General features: G+C 29.0%; 18 protein-coding genes. 11 read left to right on the forward strand and 7 right to left on the reverse strand.

Annotated elements, in window-relative coordinates; genetic code table 11:
- Positions 1–24: 24 nt before the first annotated feature.
- A complete protein-coding gene (locus LXD69_RS08550; protein ID WP_045967556.1) occupies positions 25–444 on the forward strand; it encodes a CBS domain-containing protein in 420 nt (139 codons plus the stop codon).
- A gap of 41 nt (positions 445–485) precedes the next feature.
- Here the strand turns inward: LXD69_RS08550 and rpe are convergent, their stop codons facing one another.
- From rpe to LXD69_RS08565, 3 genes are all read right to left on the reverse strand, one after another.
- Complete coding sequence (gene rpe, locus LXD69_RS08555; protein WP_045967557.1) at positions 486–1,145, reverse strand: ribulose-phosphate 3-epimerase; 660 nt, start codon at positions 1,143–1,145, stop codon at positions 486–488.
- Positions 1,146–1,416: 271 nt separating this feature from the next.
- Entirely contained in the window at positions 1,417–2,280 is an 864-nt protein-coding gene (locus tag LXD69_RS08560; RefSeq protein ID WP_045967558.1) for a sigma-70 family RNA polymerase sigma factor, read from the reverse strand.
- A gap of 82 nt (positions 2,281–2,362) precedes the next feature.
- Positions 2,363–3,310, reverse strand: a complete 948-nt coding sequence (locus LXD69_RS08565) for a hypothetical protein (protein ID WP_246918808.1) — start codon at positions 3,308–3,310, stop codon at positions 2,363–2,365.
- A 99-nt stretch (positions 3,311–3,409) separates the two neighbouring features.
- Here LXD69_RS08565 and LXD69_RS08570 point away from each other — a divergent pair, with 99 nt between their 5' ends.
- On the forward strand, positions 3,410–4,483 hold the full coding sequence (locus LXD69_RS08570) for a fatty acid desaturase family protein (protein WP_246918810.1): 1,074 nt from the start codon (positions 3,410–3,412) through the stop codon (positions 4,481–4,483).
- A 478-nt stretch (positions 4,484–4,961) separates the two neighbouring features.
- Here the strand turns inward: LXD69_RS08570 and LXD69_RS08575 are convergent, their stop codons facing one another.
- On the reverse strand, positions 4,962–7,121 hold the full coding sequence (locus LXD69_RS08575; RefSeq protein WP_045967564.1) for a polyribonucleotide nucleotidyltransferase: 2,160 nt from the start codon (positions 7,119–7,121) through the stop codon (positions 4,962–4,964).
- Between the two features lie 135 nt (positions 7,122–7,256).
- On the reverse strand, positions 7,257–7,526 hold the full coding sequence (gene rpsO / locus LXD69_RS08580; RefSeq protein WP_045967565.1) for a 30S ribosomal protein S15: 270 nt from the start codon (positions 7,524–7,526) through the stop codon (positions 7,257–7,259).
- Between the two features lie 132 nt (positions 7,527–7,658).
- On the opposite strand from rpsO, the gene LXD69_RS08585 reads away from it, so the two are divergent.
- Positions 7,659–10,547 (forward strand): CHAT domain-containing protein, encoded by a 2,889-nt coding sequence (locus LXD69_RS08585; protein ID WP_246918812.1) that lies wholly within the window; start codon positions 7,659–7,661, stop codon positions 10,545–10,547.
- Here LXD69_RS08585 and LXD69_RS08590 read toward each other — a convergent pair.
- Complete coding sequence (locus LXD69_RS08590; RefSeq protein WP_152640699.1) at positions 10,530–11,237, reverse strand: tetratricopeptide repeat protein; 708 nt, start codon at positions 11,235–11,237, stop codon at positions 10,530–10,532. The genes LXD69_RS08585 and LXD69_RS08590 overlap by 18 nt on opposite strands.
- Positions 11,234–11,773, reverse strand: a complete 540-nt coding sequence (locus LXD69_RS08595; protein WP_246918814.1) for an RNA polymerase sigma factor — start codon at positions 11,771–11,773, stop codon at positions 11,234–11,236. Before LXD69_RS08595 ends, LXD69_RS08590 begins: the two co-directional genes overlap by 4 nt.
- 110 nt (positions 11,774–11,883) lie before the next feature.
- Between LXD69_RS08595 and LXD69_RS08600 the strand changes: the two genes are divergently transcribed.
- The 8 genes from LXD69_RS08600 to LXD69_RS08635 are packed head-to-tail and all read left to right on the forward strand — an operon-like array spanning position 11,884 to position 19,112.
- The gene (locus tag LXD69_RS08600; protein WP_246918816.1) at positions 11,884–12,777 is read left to right on the forward strand and encodes a hypothetical protein; all 894 of its coding nucleotides are present in this window, start codon (positions 11,884–11,886) and stop codon (positions 12,775–12,777) included.
- A gap of 2 nt (positions 12,778–12,779) precedes the next feature.
- Positions 12,780–13,400 carry a hypothetical protein gene (locus LXD69_RS08605; protein ID WP_246918818.1) on the forward strand — a complete coding sequence of 207 codons (621 nt, stop codon included), beginning with the start codon at positions 12,780–12,782 and terminating at the stop codon, positions 13,398–13,400.
- 18 nt (positions 13,401–13,418) lie between these two features.
- A complete protein-coding gene (locus LXD69_RS08610) occupies positions 13,419–14,156 on the forward strand; it encodes a hypothetical protein (protein WP_246918820.1) in 738 nt (245 codons plus the stop codon).
- A 22-nt stretch (positions 14,157–14,178) separates the two neighbouring features.
- Positions 14,179–15,516 (forward strand): hypothetical protein, encoded by a 1,338-nt coding sequence (locus tag LXD69_RS08615; protein WP_246918822.1) that lies wholly within the window; start codon positions 14,179–14,181, stop codon positions 15,514–15,516.
- A gap of 4 nt (positions 15,517–15,520) precedes the next feature.
- Positions 15,521–16,654, forward strand: coding sequence for a hypothetical protein (locus LXD69_RS08620; RefSeq protein ID WP_246918824.1), 1,134 nt, complete (start codon positions 15,521–15,523; stop codon positions 16,652–16,654).
- A gap of 4 nt (positions 16,655–16,658) precedes the next feature.
- Positions 16,659–17,249: a hypothetical protein gene (locus tag LXD69_RS08625; RefSeq protein WP_246918826.1), complete on the forward strand. Its 591-nt coding sequence runs from the start codon at positions 16,659–16,661 to the stop codon at positions 17,247–17,249.
- Positions 17,249–18,142: an RHS repeat domain-containing protein gene (locus tag LXD69_RS08630; protein ID WP_246918828.1), complete on the forward strand. Its 894-nt coding sequence runs from the start codon at positions 17,249–17,251 to the stop codon at positions 18,140–18,142. Before LXD69_RS08625 ends, LXD69_RS08630 begins: the two co-directional genes overlap by 1 nt.
- Positions 18,132–19,112, forward strand: a complete 981-nt coding sequence (locus LXD69_RS08635) for an OmpA family protein (protein ID WP_246918830.1) — start codon at positions 18,132–18,134, stop codon at positions 19,110–19,112. Before LXD69_RS08630 ends, LXD69_RS08635 begins: the two co-directional genes overlap by 11 nt.
- Positions 19,113–19,236 lie beyond the last annotated feature (124 nt).

The following is a 19,236-nucleotide window of genomic DNA, read 5'->3' on the forward strand; positions in this document are numbered from 1 at the left end:
ATATTCTAGTAAAATTTTGAAATCATGAGAAAGAAAGAACCGATAACAACAATTATGACAAAAGAAGTCATTACGTTAACTGTAACTGATGATTTAACTAAGGCAGAAAACTTATTTAAAAAATATCATATCCGTCATATTCCTGTGGTAAATGGAAATAAGATAATCGGGATATTGAGTTATACAGATTTACTGAGAATTTCATTTGTTGATGCAATAGATGATGAAAGTGGAATTATTGATGCAACAGTTTATAATATGTTTACTGTGGAGCAAGTAATGGCTAAGAATGTGGTTACTATAACGCCAACAACGACTATAAAAGAAGCCGCAGAAATATTAGCTAGTAAAGAATTTCATGCATTACCAGTTGTTGAAGGAAAATTATTAGTAGGAATTGTTACCACAACCGATTTAATAAAGTATTTAATAGAACAATATTAAAAAGTCTGCTAGATATAATTACCTAACAGACTTGATATTTATTATTTACTGATTTCTTTTAAATTTGCTATAGTAGCGATAGGATCATTTGCTCCAAAAACATAACTACCTGCTACTAATACATCAGCACCTGCGTCAGCTAGTTGTTTTGCATTCTGATTTGTTACACCACCATCAATTTCTATTAAGGTATTAGCACCATTTCTAGTGATAATCTCTTTTAATTGTTTAACTTTTTTATATGTATTTTCAATAAATGATTGTCCTCCAAAACCTGGATTTACACTCATAATACATACTAAATCTATATCATTAATAGTATCTTCTAATAGAGAAACATTAGTATGAGGATTAATAGCAACACCTGCTTTCATTCCTTCTGCTTTTATAGCTTGTAATGAACGATGTAAGTGAGTACAAGCTTCATAATGTACGGTTAAGATATCTGCACCTAATTTTTTAAATGTAGAAATATAACGATCAGGATCTACAATCATTAAATGAACGTCAATAGTTTTTTTAGCATGTTTTGTAATAGCTCCTAAAACAGGCATACCAAATGATATATTTGGTACAAAAACACCATCCATAATATCTATATGAAACCAGTCGGCTTCACTTTTGTTAATCATTTCAATGTCACGTTGTAAATTAGCAAAGTCAGCCGCTAAAACTGAAGGAGCAATAAGTGTATTTTTCATTGTGTGTGTTGTTTAATCTGAATTTATTACAGATACTTTTAATTAGTTGTGATGCAAAGATACTTTTTCCTTTAATTGTTTAAAAGTTTATTCTGTATAAAAGTAAAACCTCGGTAATCAGCCGAGGTTTCAATCATCAATCAAAAAACGAACAGTTATTGAAACTGTTGTTGCTTTAAATATTGTTAATTTTAAATTCTTTTTTGTTTCGTAAATTCAAATTTTCAATTTTCTTGAATATAAGAATGAAATTAAAAAAAGATATTGAAAACTATCCTAAATAGGTTTTTAGTATTTTACTTCTAGAAGTATGTTTCAATCTTCTGATTGCTTTTTCTTTAATTTGGCGAACACGTTCACGCGTTAAATCAAAAGTTTCACCAATTTCTTCTAAAGTCATAGGATGTTGATCACCTAATCCGAAATATAAACGAACCACATCAGCTTCTCTAGGAGTTAATGTTTCTAAAGCTCTTTCAATTTCAGTTTGTAATGATTCATGGATTAACTCTCTATCAGGATTTGGAGATTCTCCAGAACGTAAAACGTCATAAAGGTTAGAATCTTCACCTTCAACAAGAGGAGCATCCATTGATAAATGACGACCAGAGTTTTTCATAGACTCTTTTACATCATTTACGGTCATATCTAGTTCTTTTGCAATTTCTTCAGCAGAAGGTGCGCGCTCACTAGATTGCTCTAATAAGGCATACATTTTGTTAATTTTATTGATAGAACCAATTTTATTTAATGGTAAACGTACAATACGTGATTGTTCAGCAAGAGCTTGAAGAATTGATTGACGAATCCACCAAACTGCGTACGAGATGAACTTGAAACCACGAGTTTCATCAAAACGTTGAGCCGCTTTAATTAGACCAAGATTTCCTTCGTTAATTAAATCGGGTAGAGTAAGTCCTTGATTTTGGTATTGCTTAGCAACAGAAACCACGAAACGTAAATTAGCTTTTGTTAATTTTTCAAGTGCTCTTTGATCACCTGCTTTTATACGTTGTGCTAATTCTACTTCTTCATCCGCAGTAATAAGGTCAACTTTTCCAATTTCTTGTAGATATTTGTCTAAGGAAGCAGTTTCACGATTCGTTACCTGCTTGGTAATTTTGAGTTGTCTCATCTATATTATCCCTCTTGATTTTAAGTGTTCTGTTTGTTATACGTAAGAGGTTGTAAAAAAGTTACAAAAAAAATGATTTTTTTTATTCGATAATATAATTTTCAACTTTGTTCTTGTAGAACTCAATTTTTTGATGCATTCTGTTAAAGAAAATTTTTTGATCTTTTTTGCCCGCTTTAGAAATTGACATGGAGTTTTTTAATTGATTTTGAATGAATTCTTTTTCTTCTTGACAAATTTTCACATCTGATGTAACATAATAACTTAGCATGTTATGAGGTATAAAAAAAGATGAATGATATTCATTAGCAAACAAAACAGTATTATTTAAAACTAATAATTCATTATAGAATATTTCAAAATTAGTAGTATCTTTTTTTATTTCAATTTCTATAGATGCGATTATGTTTTTGATATCATTAATAATTAAGAGGGCATTTTCATAACTTAACAAACCAGCTTCATAGAAATAATACATTTGTTGTAAGGAACTATTAATGGTTGTATCATTCCAGATTTCTGTTCGTTTTACATTTTCAAATATAGCGACTAAGTTAGTAGATTCTTGTAACATGGATTCTTCTATGACAAAATTTTCGAAGCTTAAGTTTTGGTCAGATGTTAAGATGTTTAACCAAACATATATTTTAAATTTTGACAATAAACTACCTCCAATGGTGTAATGCAAAGGAATATCTTTAGCAGAATAATAAACATAAGAATCAGATGATTTGTATTGGCTCAATAAAGAAGCTGATTTTTCTAAGTATAACTTAAAATCGGAAATAGATTTTATAGTTTTTGTTTTTTCTAGTACATATTTATTTCCATTTCTGAATAAAGTATCCATAGAAATGTCATAATGATTACAAAGTGCTATAGTTTCATCAATTGAAAATTTGCTTTTTAGAGATATTCTTCTGTGTGAAGCATCGTAACTTATACCTAATACTTTTGCTAATTCGTCTAAGAGCGATACGTTTTTTACTTTCTGTTGAATTGCTTTTAATAATAAGTCTTGATTTTTCATTTTGTGATTTTCGCAAATACAAATATAATTAATATTGTTTACTGCAAATTAATTTGTGATTAATAAAATAGTTTTGAATTAGAAATTAAAGTTTAATTTATGAAAGCAAAATATTTTAATAAATCAGAATCAGAGAAACTCTTTTTTTTAGTTTTAAAACAAAGAGTTTACAATAAGTTGGGAGATGGTCTAATTCATCATGGTAATTTTAAATTTTGGGCTAAAGGTATTTTTTGGTTTTCGTTATGTTACTTGTCTTATTCATTGCTTTTTTTAGATGGTATAACAGGAATAGAATTTTGGCTTAGTTATTTAGTATTTCAATTGTCGGGACTTTTAATTGGTTTTAGTTTAGGTCACGATGCAAGTCATAATACAGCATTTAAGAATAAAAAATTAAATAGCATATTGCATTTTATTAGTTTTTTAACTGTAGGAATAGATCCTATGTTGTGGGGATTACGGCATATTCGTTCACATCATCTTTATGCGAATGTAGAAGGAAGTGATGTTGATATAGATAAAAATCCACTTTTAAGGCTAAGTCCGACGCATCCTTGGGGATCAAAGCATAAATATCAAGTTTATTACGCTCCTTTTGTGTATATGTTGACTTTATTGCATTCTGTTTTTGTTAGTGATTGGATATATTTGTTTTCAAAAGAGTATGATTGGATGAAAAAAGGATTTTCAAAACGAGAGTTATATACAAGATTTTTCCTTTATAAGGTTTTATATTTTTCTATAGTATTGATCTTTCCAATGTTTTATTCTTCTTTAGGGTGGTTATTTGTTTTATTTGCTTTTTTGTCTTCAAGTGCTTTTACATCACTAATTTTTATAATCATGTTGGTTGGGACTCATTTTTTTGAAGAAGCTGATTATCCCTTGCCTAAAGATGAAAACTTAGAACATTCATGGGCAGTTCATCAACTTTATACTAGTTGTGATTGGAATGCAAACAAAAGTTGGGCAAGATTTTTTAGTGGAGGATCTAATTGTCATGCAGCACATCATTTATTTCCAAATATATGTCATGTAAACTATAAAGAAATTAATGACATTATTAAAGAAACTACCACAGAATATGACTTACCTTATCATCATAAAACATTATTAGAGATGATACATTCACATTTTAAACATCTTAATAAAATGGGTAAATTAAATTAAAAGAAAATTAATGAAGACTTTACTTAAAAGAATAGGAGAGAAGTTCTATGAGAATTTTGATAATGTTAATTCTTTAGATTTGATACTTTATTCGGCAACTGTAAATATGTTGCAAAAGAAGCGCCATTTAATAATCAATAACTGTGTTGTTTGTAAGAAATGTAAAGTGAAAGGTTAAAAAGAGTGATGGTGTTTTTTAAAATTTATATGATGATACAGATTGTATAGTATTACAATCTGTATCCATTGTTATAATAGATTGATTCATCAAATATTTGTTCGTCTTTATCACATGAACAAGCAAATATTATGTGTGTTCCTAAAAATAGAAGCGCTAATTTTTTCATTTTTATATTTTTATAAAATTTGTTTATTTAGTAGTCTTGTAAAATAAAAAAGGTTGCGCGATGAATGCAAAAACAAAAACTCCACAATCAAATGTATGAAAGTGGAGTTTTATATGAATTAAATAATTGAACTAACCTTGTGGGTTATCTTTTTTCTCGATTTTCTTTTCCTCTCTTGGAGGACGAGGTAATAATTGTTTACGAGATACTTTTTCTTTACGTGTTTTAGGGTCAATTCCTAAATATTTTACTTCAAAAACATCTCCCATCTTAACTACATCAGCAACATTTTCTGTTCTTTCCCAAGCTAGTTCAGATACATGTAATAAAACTTCATTTCCTGGTGCTTTAGTGTATTCTACAACAGCTCCAAAATCTAACATTTTTATTACTTTTACTTCGTATGCTTCTCCCATTTCTGGTTTGAAAATAATAGAATCAATTTTAGCTAATACAGTAGCAATTCCTTCTGGACTTGTACCTAGAATTTCTACAACTCCTTGCTCATCTACTTCATTAATAACAATAGTAGTTCCAGTTGCTTTTTGTAATTCTTGGATTACTTTTCCACCAGGACCAATTAATGCTCCAATGAATGCTCCAGGAATAGTACGAGTGATAATTTTAGGAGCTTTTGGTTTAACCTCTACTCTTGGTTGAGCAAGAGTTTCTGTTAATTTTCCTAAAATATGCAAACGACCTTCACGGGCTTGTTCTAAAGCTTGTTCCATGATATCATAACGTAACCCGTCAATTTTGATATCCATTTGACACGCTGTAATACCGTCAGCAGTACCTGTAACTTTGAAATCCATGTCTCCTAAGTGATCTTCATCTCCTAAGATGTCAGATAATACAGCGAAATTGTTGCCATCTGTAATTAATCCCATTGCAATACCAGAAACTGGTTTTACCATTTGTACACCTGCATCCATTAAAGCTAATGTTCCAGAACATACAGTTGCCATAGAAGAAGAACCGTTAGATTCTAATACTTCAGATACTACACGAATAGTATAAGGGCAATCCGCAGGAATCATATTTTTTAACGCTCTTTGAGCTAAATTTCCGTGTCCTACTTCTCTACGTGATGTTCCTCTTAATGGTTTTGCTTCGCCAGTGGAGAAAGGAGGAAAATTATAGTGTAAATAGAAAGTTTCTTCTCCTTGTTCAGATGGTAAATCAATTTGATTTGCTTCTCTAGATGTACCTAAAGTTACTGTAGCTAATGCTTGAGTTTCTCCACGAGTAAAGATAGCAGAACCATGTGTTGATGGTAGATAATCTACTTCACACCAAATAGGTCTAATTTCTGTAGTTTTTCTTCCGTCTAAACGAGTTCCTTTTTCTAAAACAACATTTCTAACAGCTTCTTTATTTGTTTTGTAAAAGTATTTACTAACTAAATCACCATTCTCTTCTAATTCTTCTTCAGTGAATAATGCTTTTACTTCTTCTTTTACTTCTGCAAATTTTTCACCTCTTTCGCTTTTTGCTGATGCTTCTTGAGCAATAGCATAAATTTTATCGTAGGCAGCAGTTCTTACTTTTTCGTAAATAGCTTCATCTTCTTTTTCTCCTTCATACTCACGAATTTCTTTTTTACCAAAAGCTTCTTGTAAACGTAATTGTGCTTGAATTTGAACTTTAATTGCTTCGTGAGCAACTTTAATTGCTTCTACCATTTCGGCTTCTGAAATTTCTTTCATTTCACCTTCGACCATTGCTACAGAATCCATAGAAGCACCAATCATCATATCAATATCTGATTGTACTAATTGTTCTCTACTAGGGTTAATGATAAAATTTCCGTCAATACGTGCAACACGTACTTCTGAAATTAAATTGTAAAAAGGAATGTCAGAAACAGCAAGTGCAGCTGAGGCAGCTAAACCAGCTAATGCATCTGGCATTACTTCATCATCATGAGACATCAACTGAATCATGATTTGCGTTTCAGCATGATAATCATCTGGAAATAGAGGACGTAAAACACGATCCACTAAACGCATTGTTAATACTTCACTATCACTAGGACGTGCTTCTCTTTTGAAAAATCCACCAGGAAAACGTCCGGCTGCAGCAAATTTTTCACGATAATCTACTGTTAATGGTAGAAAATCAATACCAGGATTTGCAGTCCTTGCAGATACAGCAGTTGCTAATAACATAGCATCTCCCATACGCACTACTACAGATCCATCAGCTTGTTTGGCTAATTTTCCAGTTTCGATAGAAATGGTTCTACCATCTCCTAAATCGATTACTTCTTGGAATACTTTTGGAATCATAATTGTAATTCTTAATTAAACAAAGGGTTTAGTTGTGTTGTTGTTGTGTGTGTAGTTGTTTGAAACCCAATGAAAAACCAAACTTTTTCTCTAAAATATATAAAACAAAAAGGGGCGCGAAGCCCCTTTAGTTGATTATTTTCTAATTCCTAATTCTTTAATAATCTCACGATATCTGTTGATATCTTTTTTCTTTAAGTAGTCAAGAAGACTTCTTCTTTTACCTACTAGTTTCACTAACGAACGCTCAGTGTTGTAATCATGACGATTTTGTTTCAAGTGTCCTGTTAAGTGATTAATTCTAAATGTAAACAAAGCGATTTGCCCTTCAGCAGATCCAGTGTTTTCAGCTTTTCCTCCGTGTTTTGCGAAGATTTCAGCTTTAACTTCATTAGTTAAGTACATGCCAATATTATTTAAATGATTATTATGTATGAATTGTATGGTAGCAATTCGGCTGCAAATATAAGTTTAATTTTAGTATTAACAATCATTATAGTGTTGATTTTTTTATATTTGTTTTTCATATTTTTTTAAATGAGACTTATATTTTTCTTTTTTTTTATAATTCATCTAACTTTCTCTCAATCAGTCTATGAGTTAGATAAAAAAGCTGATTCACTTCATAAAGTGGAAAAATATGAAGAATCTATTCAGGTAAGAACGTTTTGTCTGAATAGCTTTGTAAATAAAAACTCCAATCAATATGCTACTAATGAGATTAAATTGACCTTATCAAGTTATTATTTAATGAATGATTGGAAACAAAAATTACAATTACTGGAAAATTTGAAAAGAAAAATAGAATCAGATAAACTTCTTTCTGATTTTTTTCTCTTGGAGTTTTATAAAAACTATTGTTTTACTGTAGGTAATGCAACAGGTGATTGGGTTGAAGCTTTGGAAATTGCTTTACAGTTTTTATATGATGTTGAAAATAAAAAGGTAATATTAAATATTGAAGAACAGGTGGAGCTTTTTATAGATATAGCTTTTATTTATAAAAAATTAAACAATGAAAATAAGACAATAGAATATTATAGAAAGGCTGAGGAAATCTATTTTAAAAATGGGAAGGTAGAATCTGAAGAGGCTGCCTTATTGTATAACTATCTTGGTGCTTCATATTATAAAGTTTCAGATTTTAAAAACTCTCAAAATTATTATATACGAGCAACTTCAATTTGGGAAAGGAGTACAAACGGTAATACTATTAATTTAATATCATCATATAATAGTTTAATAAGTAATTTATTAGAATATGGTGATTTAGACAATGCAAAGTTTTATTTTACTAAGCTTAAAAAAAATATTCCTGCTGTTAATCGAATTGCACCTTCTTTTATTGACAAAGAGATTTTAAGTTATTTTCATAATCAATTAAAAATAAATATAGCAGAAAGAAAAGCTAATGAAGCTTTAGTAACGTATCATCAATTATATAACTACTTCATTAATTTGATTGATAAAGAAGCTGTTTTAGTGATTTTTTCCGATGCAACAAGTATTTATGCAGAATATTCATATAGAAAAAAAGAATATGAAAAAGCGTTTTCATTACTAGATAAGGCTGAAAAAATATTAATTCCATTTTCCGATAAAAAGGCATTGATAGACATGTATTCTTTTTACAGTTATTTTTGGAGAGAATTAAAAAGATTTGACAAAGCTCATTTTTATATTGATGAAGCAATAAAACTATGTCCTAAAAATGAGTATAGAGATTTAGCAGGTTTGTATACGAGTAAAGCTATGATTTTTTTTCAAGAAAAATCTTTTCATAAATCTGAAAAAAATTTTGATAAAGCAGTTTTCTACATAAAGAAAAGTAATAATGCAGATTTTTATTTACTCTCTTATAATAATGAGATTGCGAAAGAATATTTCGATATTTTTAGAGAAACCAAAAGAAGATCTTGCTTAGAAAAATCTTATGAAGGCTATAAGTTATCGGTTAGTTTGTTTAATAATATTTATGAAAGTGGACTGTTTAATACAGGCTTAGAAGAATATGTAATAAATATAAGAAAAGGTCTTTTGGAAATTGCTTTACTTAATGAAGAAAACAATGTTGAAATAGTGGAAATGATTGAAAATACTCAATCGAAATATCTATGTAAAAATTTTTTAATAAATAAAAAGCTTAAAAGTTTTGTAGAAGGGACAAACTATTTATCTGAAATTAATGCTTTAAAATCTAAAATGACATTTTATTTAAAGAATAGTTCAGTAGATAATAAGTTTAAAGCAAATCAATTGAAAAATAAAATTGATTTATTAGAAAGGAAATTGAAAAATGATTTTCCTTTTTTGAATACTTTTTTAAATCCGAATTTCAATTTTAATCAATTTCTATTAAAGTTTAAAAGTCCAGTATTAATATATTATAAAACCGATACAAGTGTTTACGGTGTTTATGTTGATGAATCTAATAGAGTAACAGTAAAAAGAGTTTGTGATATAAATGATTTAAAAGCAAGAGTAAAAGAATATCTTTTAAAAATTGATAATAGAAAACCTATGGAAAATATTTCTAACGAACTGTATACTATTTTAATAAAACCATTTAATATTACAAACAATAATTTAACTATTGTAACAAATACCTTTTTGAATGGTATGCCTTTTGAAACTTTAGTAGATAATGAGCGTAAATTTCTAATTCAAAATTTTAGAATTAATTATTCTAATTCATTATCTCTATTAGAATTACAAAATCAAAAGCATCAAAAAAGGAAAGATATTACAATGTCTGTTTTTCAGCCAGATTATACAGAAAGTCCTTATAGTATTTTACCTTTTGCAGAAAAAGAAGCTTTGTTTCTACATGAAAAATTTAATGCTAATTATTTTACAAAGGATCAAGCTACAATAAATAATTTTTTGAAGTATAAAGAAAACACGGTTTATCATTTAGCAATGCATGCAAAAATAGATTATGAAAATGAATTTAAATCAAAACTTATTTTTCAAGATAAAGATTTATATTTTTCTGATTTGTATGCGATGAATTTACCTTTAGATTTAGTTGTACTTAGTGCTTGTGAAACAGGTTTAGGGAAAAATCATGCAGGAGAAGGAGTAATGAGTTTATCTAGAGCTTTTACATTTAGTGGAGTATCTTCAACTATTCATAGTCTTTGGGAAACTCCAGACAAACAAGGTTTTGAAATCATGCAATATTTTTATGAATATTTGAATGATGGTTTGCCCAAAAATGAAGCCTTACAAAAAGCAAAAATTAAATTTTTATCTACAGTAAAAGCACCCGAACTGAAGCATCCATATTACTGGTCTGGATTTGTTTTAAATGGAAATTCTGATGCTTTGTTTTCTAAACCTAATAATTATATCATGATATATGTGTTTTTAAGTTTAGTAATTATTGCTTTTTTACTTATCTATTTTTTAAAGTTTAGAAAGTAATTCTTTAGCTTCTTTATTTTTGAAAGAGTATTTTTTTGAAAGTATTGATAACATTGTTTTAGCTTCTTTCGTTTGGTTTAATTTCAAATAGCAAAGTGACTGAAACCACATAGATTTTTCCTTATAACTTGTGGTCCAATTTGTAACTTCAAATAATTTCAAAGCTTCTTTGTGTTGATTAAGTTTCATTAAAGAAATAGCCTTATAAAATTGAATATAATCTGTATTTGAAATTTTTAAAGCCAAATCAAACAACTCGTTTGCTTTTTTAAAATCTTCAGTATCATAAGCTATAAAAGCATCATCAATGACTGATTTTTGATTAGGCTCACTTCTTGTGTTTGAAATTTCTATATTTGGATATGCTTCAAAATAAGTAAGGTATAAATTATCATTATTTGGTCGGTTTATAACAAAGTAAACCCAAAATGAAACCATTATCAATAAAATAGCTGCATAAGGAAAATAGCGTTTTAATGTAAAAACAGGCTTGTCTTCAATAGCTTCAAATTGTTGAATCTCTTTCTTTATTTTTTGTCTCTCTGAAACTGTCACAGCATTTTTTAATTCCGAATAGAATTCAAATTCATTTTTGAAATCGACATCTTCAATTAGCATTTTATCAAAACGAATTTTCTCTTCTTCAGAAAGATTTTTTTCAAAATATTTTTCAATTAACTCATGCATCATTTCTTTGGATTTAGGGATTTTTTTAAATGAGAAATACATCTCGATTTTTGACTTTTTAAAACATCTTTATTCTCATATTTTAAAATCACTTGTATTTCTTCTAATTTTTTATTTTCAAAATAAAATAGATTTAAAATTTTCTGGCATTGTTCTCCTAATTTTTCATAGGCATTTTTTAGTAATAATTCTCGTTCGTTTAATAAATCGTTATTTGTAGTAAAATCTTCTATGGTTTCAATCTCTTCTAACTCACTCAAATTAACCGATTTTTTTGTTTTTAGATAATTAAAAATCATAAATTTTCCTATTCCAATTAAATAAGTACTAACACTACTTTTTAGATTATCTATGCTATTTTTTCTTGCATTTTCAACTAAAGCAACAATACTATCTTGATAAATATCTAAAGCAACTTCATTAGGAATAGCATAACGGTTTGCCAACTTAAAAAAAGCCAATTTATTTTCTACATAAATCTTCTTTATTATGGCAGTGTCATTTTGTTTTATTCTTTCAACTATGTTGTTCTCATTCATTAGTAGCAGATATTTTGTAAAGTAAACTTTAAAACAAAAATAATATTTATGGGTTTACCTTTTTGTTTTTTTTCTACAAATGAACAATAAACATTTAAAATCTATAACTCATGAAACATTTTTGTTTGACATTATTAATGACTTTATTTTTTAGTCATACCATTAATGCTCAGTTTTTTAAAAAACTACAAGATAAAGCGCAACAGTCTATGGAACATGCTTTGGAAAGGAAAACGGATGAAAAAATTAATCAAACTACAGAAGCGACTGTTGATACCATTTTTGAAACTCCAAAAAAAATAAAAAAGAAATCTAAAAAAAAGAAATCAGCAACCCAAAATGGCAATCAGACTGAATTTCCAGGCAATATATTTAGTGGAAATGACGATGCAATAAAATATGAATCTAAATATGTTTTCCCAGTTACCGCTACAATTGAAGTGGAAGATCTTACTTCTAATCTTCAAAAAACAACTATGAAACAGAGTTATGGTAAAATGGCTTTACTCACAGAAATGGAAAAAAATGGAGATCCATTTATTATTGATATGAAAAATGAATCAGCCATTATGTTAGATATTTCTAATGGAACTGCTCAGGTAATGTCTTTAGAATGGATGGAAAAAATGATGGGTAATCAAGACATTTCTAGTCAAGAAGCCTCAGATGTTGTACCATCAGTTAAGAAAACAGGGAAAACTAAAATGATGAATGGATATACATGTCATGAATACAATATTACTTATGATGAAGGCCGAATTAATGCTTGGTATGCTCCAGATGTTAAATTTGAATACCAAGATTATTTAAGAGGAATGTCTAAGTTATTCTCTAAAAAGAAAGAAGAAAACCCAATGCAACTGTTAAATACAGACTATGGTTATGTGATGGAAATGACTTTTTTTAATAAACAATCTAAAAAACAAAGTTCCATGAAGGTAATTGCTTTAGAGGAAAAAGTAAGAATGATAAATATGAGTTTGTTTACTATCCAAAAATTATAATAATGAAAAAAATCAGTTTACTACTAATTGCAATGCAATTTAATATAAGTTGTCAAGACGCTAAAGACAAAGCGACTGAAAGTGTTACTAATTCTGTAATAGAAAAAACTTTAAATCAAGTAGGTGTCGCTTCTGAGAATATTGAAAGAGCTAATCAGAATCAAGCTAAAATTGAAATTACCTATGATGATAAGCCTCTTTTTACTACTGAAGAAAATTTTAAAGCCATTATGAATACAGCGGGAAAACAGATGATGGTTTTTTCTATAGATAGTGATGATGCTAAAATTAACATCTCTTTTTCAGGTTTAAAAAATATGCTTGATGTAAAGCCTATTTCAGGCAAAAACGAAGAAGGAAAACTAGATCCTAGAGATGCTAATGGAACGGTAGTAAGTGTTACTATGGCAAAGGAAAATGGATTTGCATACACTTTATTAGAAGGAGAAGCAACTATAGCAAAATTAAATCAAGATGAAGTTATAATTGAATTTTCTGGAAAGGCAGGGAATTTTTTAGATACTAATAAACCTGAAAATTGGAAACCTATACAAGGAAAAATTGTTTGTAAATATCCTGTTATGAATTTTATTCAAGTGAAAAAAGAAGATTTATTTTATTAAAAATTTAAAAAAATAAAAATGAAAAATAATATTTTAACCTTATTAGTTGTGTCTGTTTTTTCTTTGATTTCTTGTTCTAAAGATGATGATGCTACTCCACAACAAGAAACCTTAGGAAATGCTAAAAAAGTAATACTTAATACATATTCAGAGCAAGGCAACATAACAACAACTACTTTGTATGAGTTTAGTTATAATGAAAATAGTTTACTATCAGCTATGAAAATAACCGATGTTGATGGTGTTAAGAACAGAACAATCAATTACAATGCAGATAAAAAAGTTTCTCAAATTACTCAAACATTTGGTAATGTTGCTAAAATTATTACTGTTACTTATAATGGAGAGAACGCTACTGTTTCAATATCTGGACAAAATGAACCATATGTTTTAACTTTTGATAGTACTAATAATACTTATGACTATTCCAATGGAACAGATTCAGGAACCCTCATCTATGGAGAAAATCAGAATTTGATAGGAGTTTCTTCAAATAATGTCTCTGTATTTTCTAAAAACATAGTGCCAAGTATTAGAGGTATCTACGCAAATCAAGATAAATTATTCGCATTTATTTCATCTTTTTTATCCAATGGAGATTTTTTGTTTTTCGATAGAAATGCTGCATCATCACTATTTTTTAGTGGTGAAAATTATACTATTACGAATGAGTCAGAAAACGGTAGTCTAACGTATTATGCTATGATAAATACTAGTACTCAGCTAAAAATTGCTGATGTAATAATCATTTATTAATTTATTTCATACTGAAAGCAAAATGAAAAAAATCACAACAATAATTACTTTTTTGTTTGTAATACTAGTACAAGCACAAAATTTTACAGGAACTTGGAATACTTCCTTTGGAGAAGTAAAACTTATTCATGAAGGACCAATAGTTTACGGAGATTACTCTTCAATAGGTATAATTGATGCCATACAATCAGGTTATACCATTAATGGGAAGTTTACCAATAATGGAAAAGTAGGGGAGTTTTACTTCAAATTGGCTTCAGATAATAAATCCTTCACAGGAGAATGGAGATGGCAAGGAGAAACTACCAATAGAGGCAATTGGACAGGAACATTAAAATCGGATGCATTTCCAAGTCTGAAAATGGACAAATGGTCTGGGCAGTATGAGTTTAAATCGTATCCTAACGGATTTACCAAAAAACTTAATTTGCAGCAAAAAGGATTCAATTTAGAAGGCAAGTTTGAAGATGGAAAATCGTTTACAGCCAAGCTCGATACTGATTTGAAAACGGTAGCTTATGGTTCTTTTTATAATGGAAATACACAATACAATCTTTATAAAAGTTATATAAAATCGGAAAATAGTGAGAATATAACCGTTTGGTATGGTGAAATAGGAAAAGTGAATACTGCTGAAAAAACTAAGTTTTCTGTCAAATTCTTAAAACCAATGACGGTAGCAGAATTTAAGTCTTTGACAGGTGTAAGTGCTTCTTTAACTACAACTTATAAAACGGCTACAGGGGGGCTAACAACAACATCTCAAGGATTAAGTAATCCAACTAGCAGTATAAAAACGGAAAAAGATTATAAAGGAAGATATAGAGTAACACTAACACATTTAAAAGCTGATATTGACACTTTTTTTTATGATTTAGATAATCCTTTAACATCAAATGTAGATGTTTTTGGTACAGCTGGTGTTCGAATGTATGGAAAATCAACATCAAGTAATGTTGAAATTAAAGCTATTGGAAATAAGAAACCAAGACTATGGGATATTTCTTCCTCAGATCCTGTTAAACTGAAACAAAATAGTGCTCTGAATAATGAAGATAGCAGTAATAAAAATTCTGAAAGCATATATGAATTGATAAAAGTTTCAGATTCTAATATGTATTACAATATCGATAGAATTATTGAATTTGATATAAAAGGGGACTTAGCCAATGAAAATTTAGAAGTGAATGTCCAAATGGATGTTACACAAAAATTAACAGGTAGACCAGATTATAAATTTGGTTGGAAACAAAGAAGTATAAAAATAAAAGACATTGAGTTCGGTAAGCAATATTATTTAGCAAATAAAAAAGACAAAGATAATTGGATAGCAATAGGTTTTAAAATTGAAAAAAACTAATCCTATGAGAAATTTAAAAATAGTGATTGCATTTTTTCTAATTCAATGCTGTTATGCTCAAATTGATGGTACCTATAGGACAAATTATGGTATTGTAAAATTAATTCAAGAGGATTCGATTGTCTATGGCGATTATGGAGAAAGAGGAACAGTAGTAGGGAAATTTGTTGCAGATAAATTTACGGGTCATGGGTATTTAGTTGGAACTTTTGCACATGGGGATAACAAATGGGGTTCTTTCAAATGGAATTTTCTGGATACTAAAATTTTTGGTAAATGGGGTTGGAACACTTCTTTATCAGGAGGTGATTGGAATGGTGAAATCATATATGATAAACCTTCTACAACATTGAAATCTGCTGTTTGGAGCGGTACTTGGCAAACCACTTTTGGAACTGTTGTTTTGGAACAAACTGGCAATAAAGTAAAAGGGAAATACAAAAATGTAGGATACATTGAAGCAACTATAGTGGGTGATAAATTAATAGGAACCTTTACCAATAATGGCAGGACAGGAAACTTTGAATTCACCATGGAATGTAATGCGTTCAAAGGCAAATGGAGTTGGAACAATGCTTTGAATGAAATATGGAATGGTACAAAAGCCACAAAAACAAATTTATGTGATGATTCCCCTTATGCTGGACTTTACAGAATTACTGTTGTTGATATTCAAACTTCTTTTAGAAAGTCGGTATTGGCTTCAACTGTCCAACTGTATGGTTCCATTGGTGTTAGGATTTATGGTAAAAGTAAATCGGGAACTGTTGAAGTTAGTTCGGTAAATAATATACCACCAAGAATTTGGGATGTTTCAAGTTCCAATACTTTTGATATTAAGCAAGATTCGGGAAATCGATATCAAGATGAGAATGGTACTACTATTTTCTATTTAGGTAAAAGAGATATCAATAAAGAAAGGCTATTCTTGATAAAAGGAGAATTGGCAAATCAAGATCTTCAAGTAAACCTGCAGTGCAACATATCAGAGGAATTGAATTTAAGGACTGATACTGATTTTGGATTCCAACAGAAATCAACGCTTTTAAAGGATTTGAAAATGGGAAAACCCAACTATTTAGTGATTAAAAAAGGGGATGATACTATCCGTATTACTTATAAAGTAGATAAATTATAATAAGATGAAAAACATTTTAAGTATAGTATTAGTAGCAATATTTTTCAGTTGTACTGAGAAAAAAGAAAATGCCAATTCCAATATTGAGATAAATAAACAGGAGAACTTAGATGAAGTAGTGCTAATAAATCCATGTGATTTAGTTTCTATTGAGGATATTGCTACAACATTTGGAGCAGATGTAACAACAATGGAAAGCTACACAAGAAATCCTTATCCAGATACGAATAGATGTGAGTTTACTTGGAATGTTCCTCAAGATGTTACCAAAGCTAGTCAAATCATGATTACCATTTCTTCTAATTTAGAAATGGAGGATATGCCTCGAAAGTTTTCAAATATCTTACGGATGGATAAGGAGAAAGGAGTTTTGGGAAGTCAACAACAAATCATCAAACCAACTCCTATTGACGGCTTTGGAACGAATGGATATCATTGGGTTGAACCCGATTTTCAAAATGTACAAAAAATCAAATTTCAATTAAATGAAGCCTATTTAGTTGAGGTACTTTTTAATTCTTCAGGAACAGTTAATTCAGAAGAAATAAAAGAAAAGCTACTACAAATTGGTAAAAACATAAAACAAAAAATATAATGATGAAGAATAGATTAAAATCAATAGTAATTTTCTGCTTTGTAATTTTAGCATCATGTTCAAAAGATGATGATAATACACCAGTTGAAATACCTGAAAAAAAACTAAAAAGTATAACTTCTTCTCAAGGAGTAACAAATAATATTGTAACTTTTAACTATGACAATTCTGGTAAATGGATAGCTGGGCAAACTTTTGGAAACGATTATTTTGTATCCTATAATGCTAATGGACAAATTCAAAATGTTACCGATACATTTCCTTATCTAGAGTTCCAATACACAAATGATTCTGATGCATTTCTAAATAAAATTTTATATGATACTTATCAGATAGATGTGATATATAATAATTATAGAATATCAGACTTTGAATTTTATAATCCCACTTTAGAAAATACTATTAATGTTACTTATGATGGTGTTGGAAGAATAGCAACAATTACGGACAATGACGAATTAACTCGTTTTTCTTATACTTATGATGCTGCTAATAGAATTACTAGAGTTGATAAATTAGGCACAGGAAATCCACTAGATCCATATGTTTTAACGTCGTATGCTATTTACGAATATGAATCGCATAAAAATCCTGTGTATAAATTCTTTAAAAAACAAATGGGTTTTGACCAATTTATATTTTCACCTGTAGAAATATATCCTTTCTTTTCTCGAATCTATTCTTATAATGAGTATGGTATAAATATTTATATTTTATCAGAATATAATATTAAGTCCATTAAAGAGTATAACGCGAATAATACGACCCAACCTATTTTTGATGTAACAATGAATTATACTTTAGAAGACAACAAAGTAATGTCGTTTACTACAACCACAATATACAATGGTAGTACTACATCTGAATCAACAAGCTACACTTATGAAAACTAAATTTTTACTATTACTGTTCTTATCTTGTTTTACGGTATTTGGACAAGATATTGAAAAAGCAAATGATCATGAATTGGTGACACGTTATCCTGGTTCTAAGATTGTATATTATTTCCAAAAAGACTATAACGAATTAAAATTTGCCATAAAACCTGCAAAACCAGAAAAAGAACCCCAAAAATGGTTAGAGGTTGCAGGGCATCAAACTTCAATTGTTTATGAAATTCCTTTGGGTAAATCTACAGTTGAGGTAATGAAAAATTATCAAGATGCTTTTAAAGCTAGTAATGCTGAAATTTTGTTCCAATGTAAAGGAGGTGAATGCGATGGTACAACTGCATGGTATAGTGCTAAGTTTTTTGAGAAAGTCTACGGTAAAGAGAATCGTCAAAGTAATGGAGAAATTTCACACTATTATGATTTTGGAACCTATCATGTATCACAACGGTATATAGTAGGCAAAATAACTACCTCAGATAAAGTTTATTATGTTGAAATCGGAATGACACCTACTTATGATGGTAAACCAGTTAAAGTGTGTGTGGAAGTAATTGAGCAAGAAGTACTTCAAAGTGGTTTAATTACAATTAATGCGGATGTGATTAAGGATAAATTAGAAAAAGAAGGAAAATTAATATTAGATGGGATTTTATTTGACACAGGAAAAGCAACATTAAAGCAAAGTTCTTTTACGGTAATTGAAAAGGTTGGAGACTATCTAAATCAGAATCCGAAAGCTAGAATATATATTGTTGGGCATACCGACGATGTAGGTTCTTTAGATGTTAATTTACAATTGTCAGAAGATAGAGCAGGAGCAGTTGTAAGTGCATTGATGAATAATTATGGTGATTTTGGTACACGTTTAACACCTTTAGGAGTTGGACCAGTATGTCCTATAGCTTCTAATGAAACAGAAGAAGGAAGAATGAAAAATAGAAGGGTAGAAATCGTACTAAAAAAGAAATAAAATAGATTTTTTTGTTTTTGGGTTTACTTTTTAATTGGTTTTCTACCAACGAATAAAGTGAACCCATTTTTTATGTCAAAAAGTGGATTAAAACAATTAAAATCTTTATATATGAAAATTAAAA

This window comes from Flavobacterium sediminilitoris (assembly GCF_023008245.1).
In the GTDB taxonomy this organism is placed as follows: Bacteria; Bacteroidota; Bacteroidia; order Flavobacteriales; family Flavobacteriaceae; genus Flavobacterium; species Flavobacterium sediminilitoris.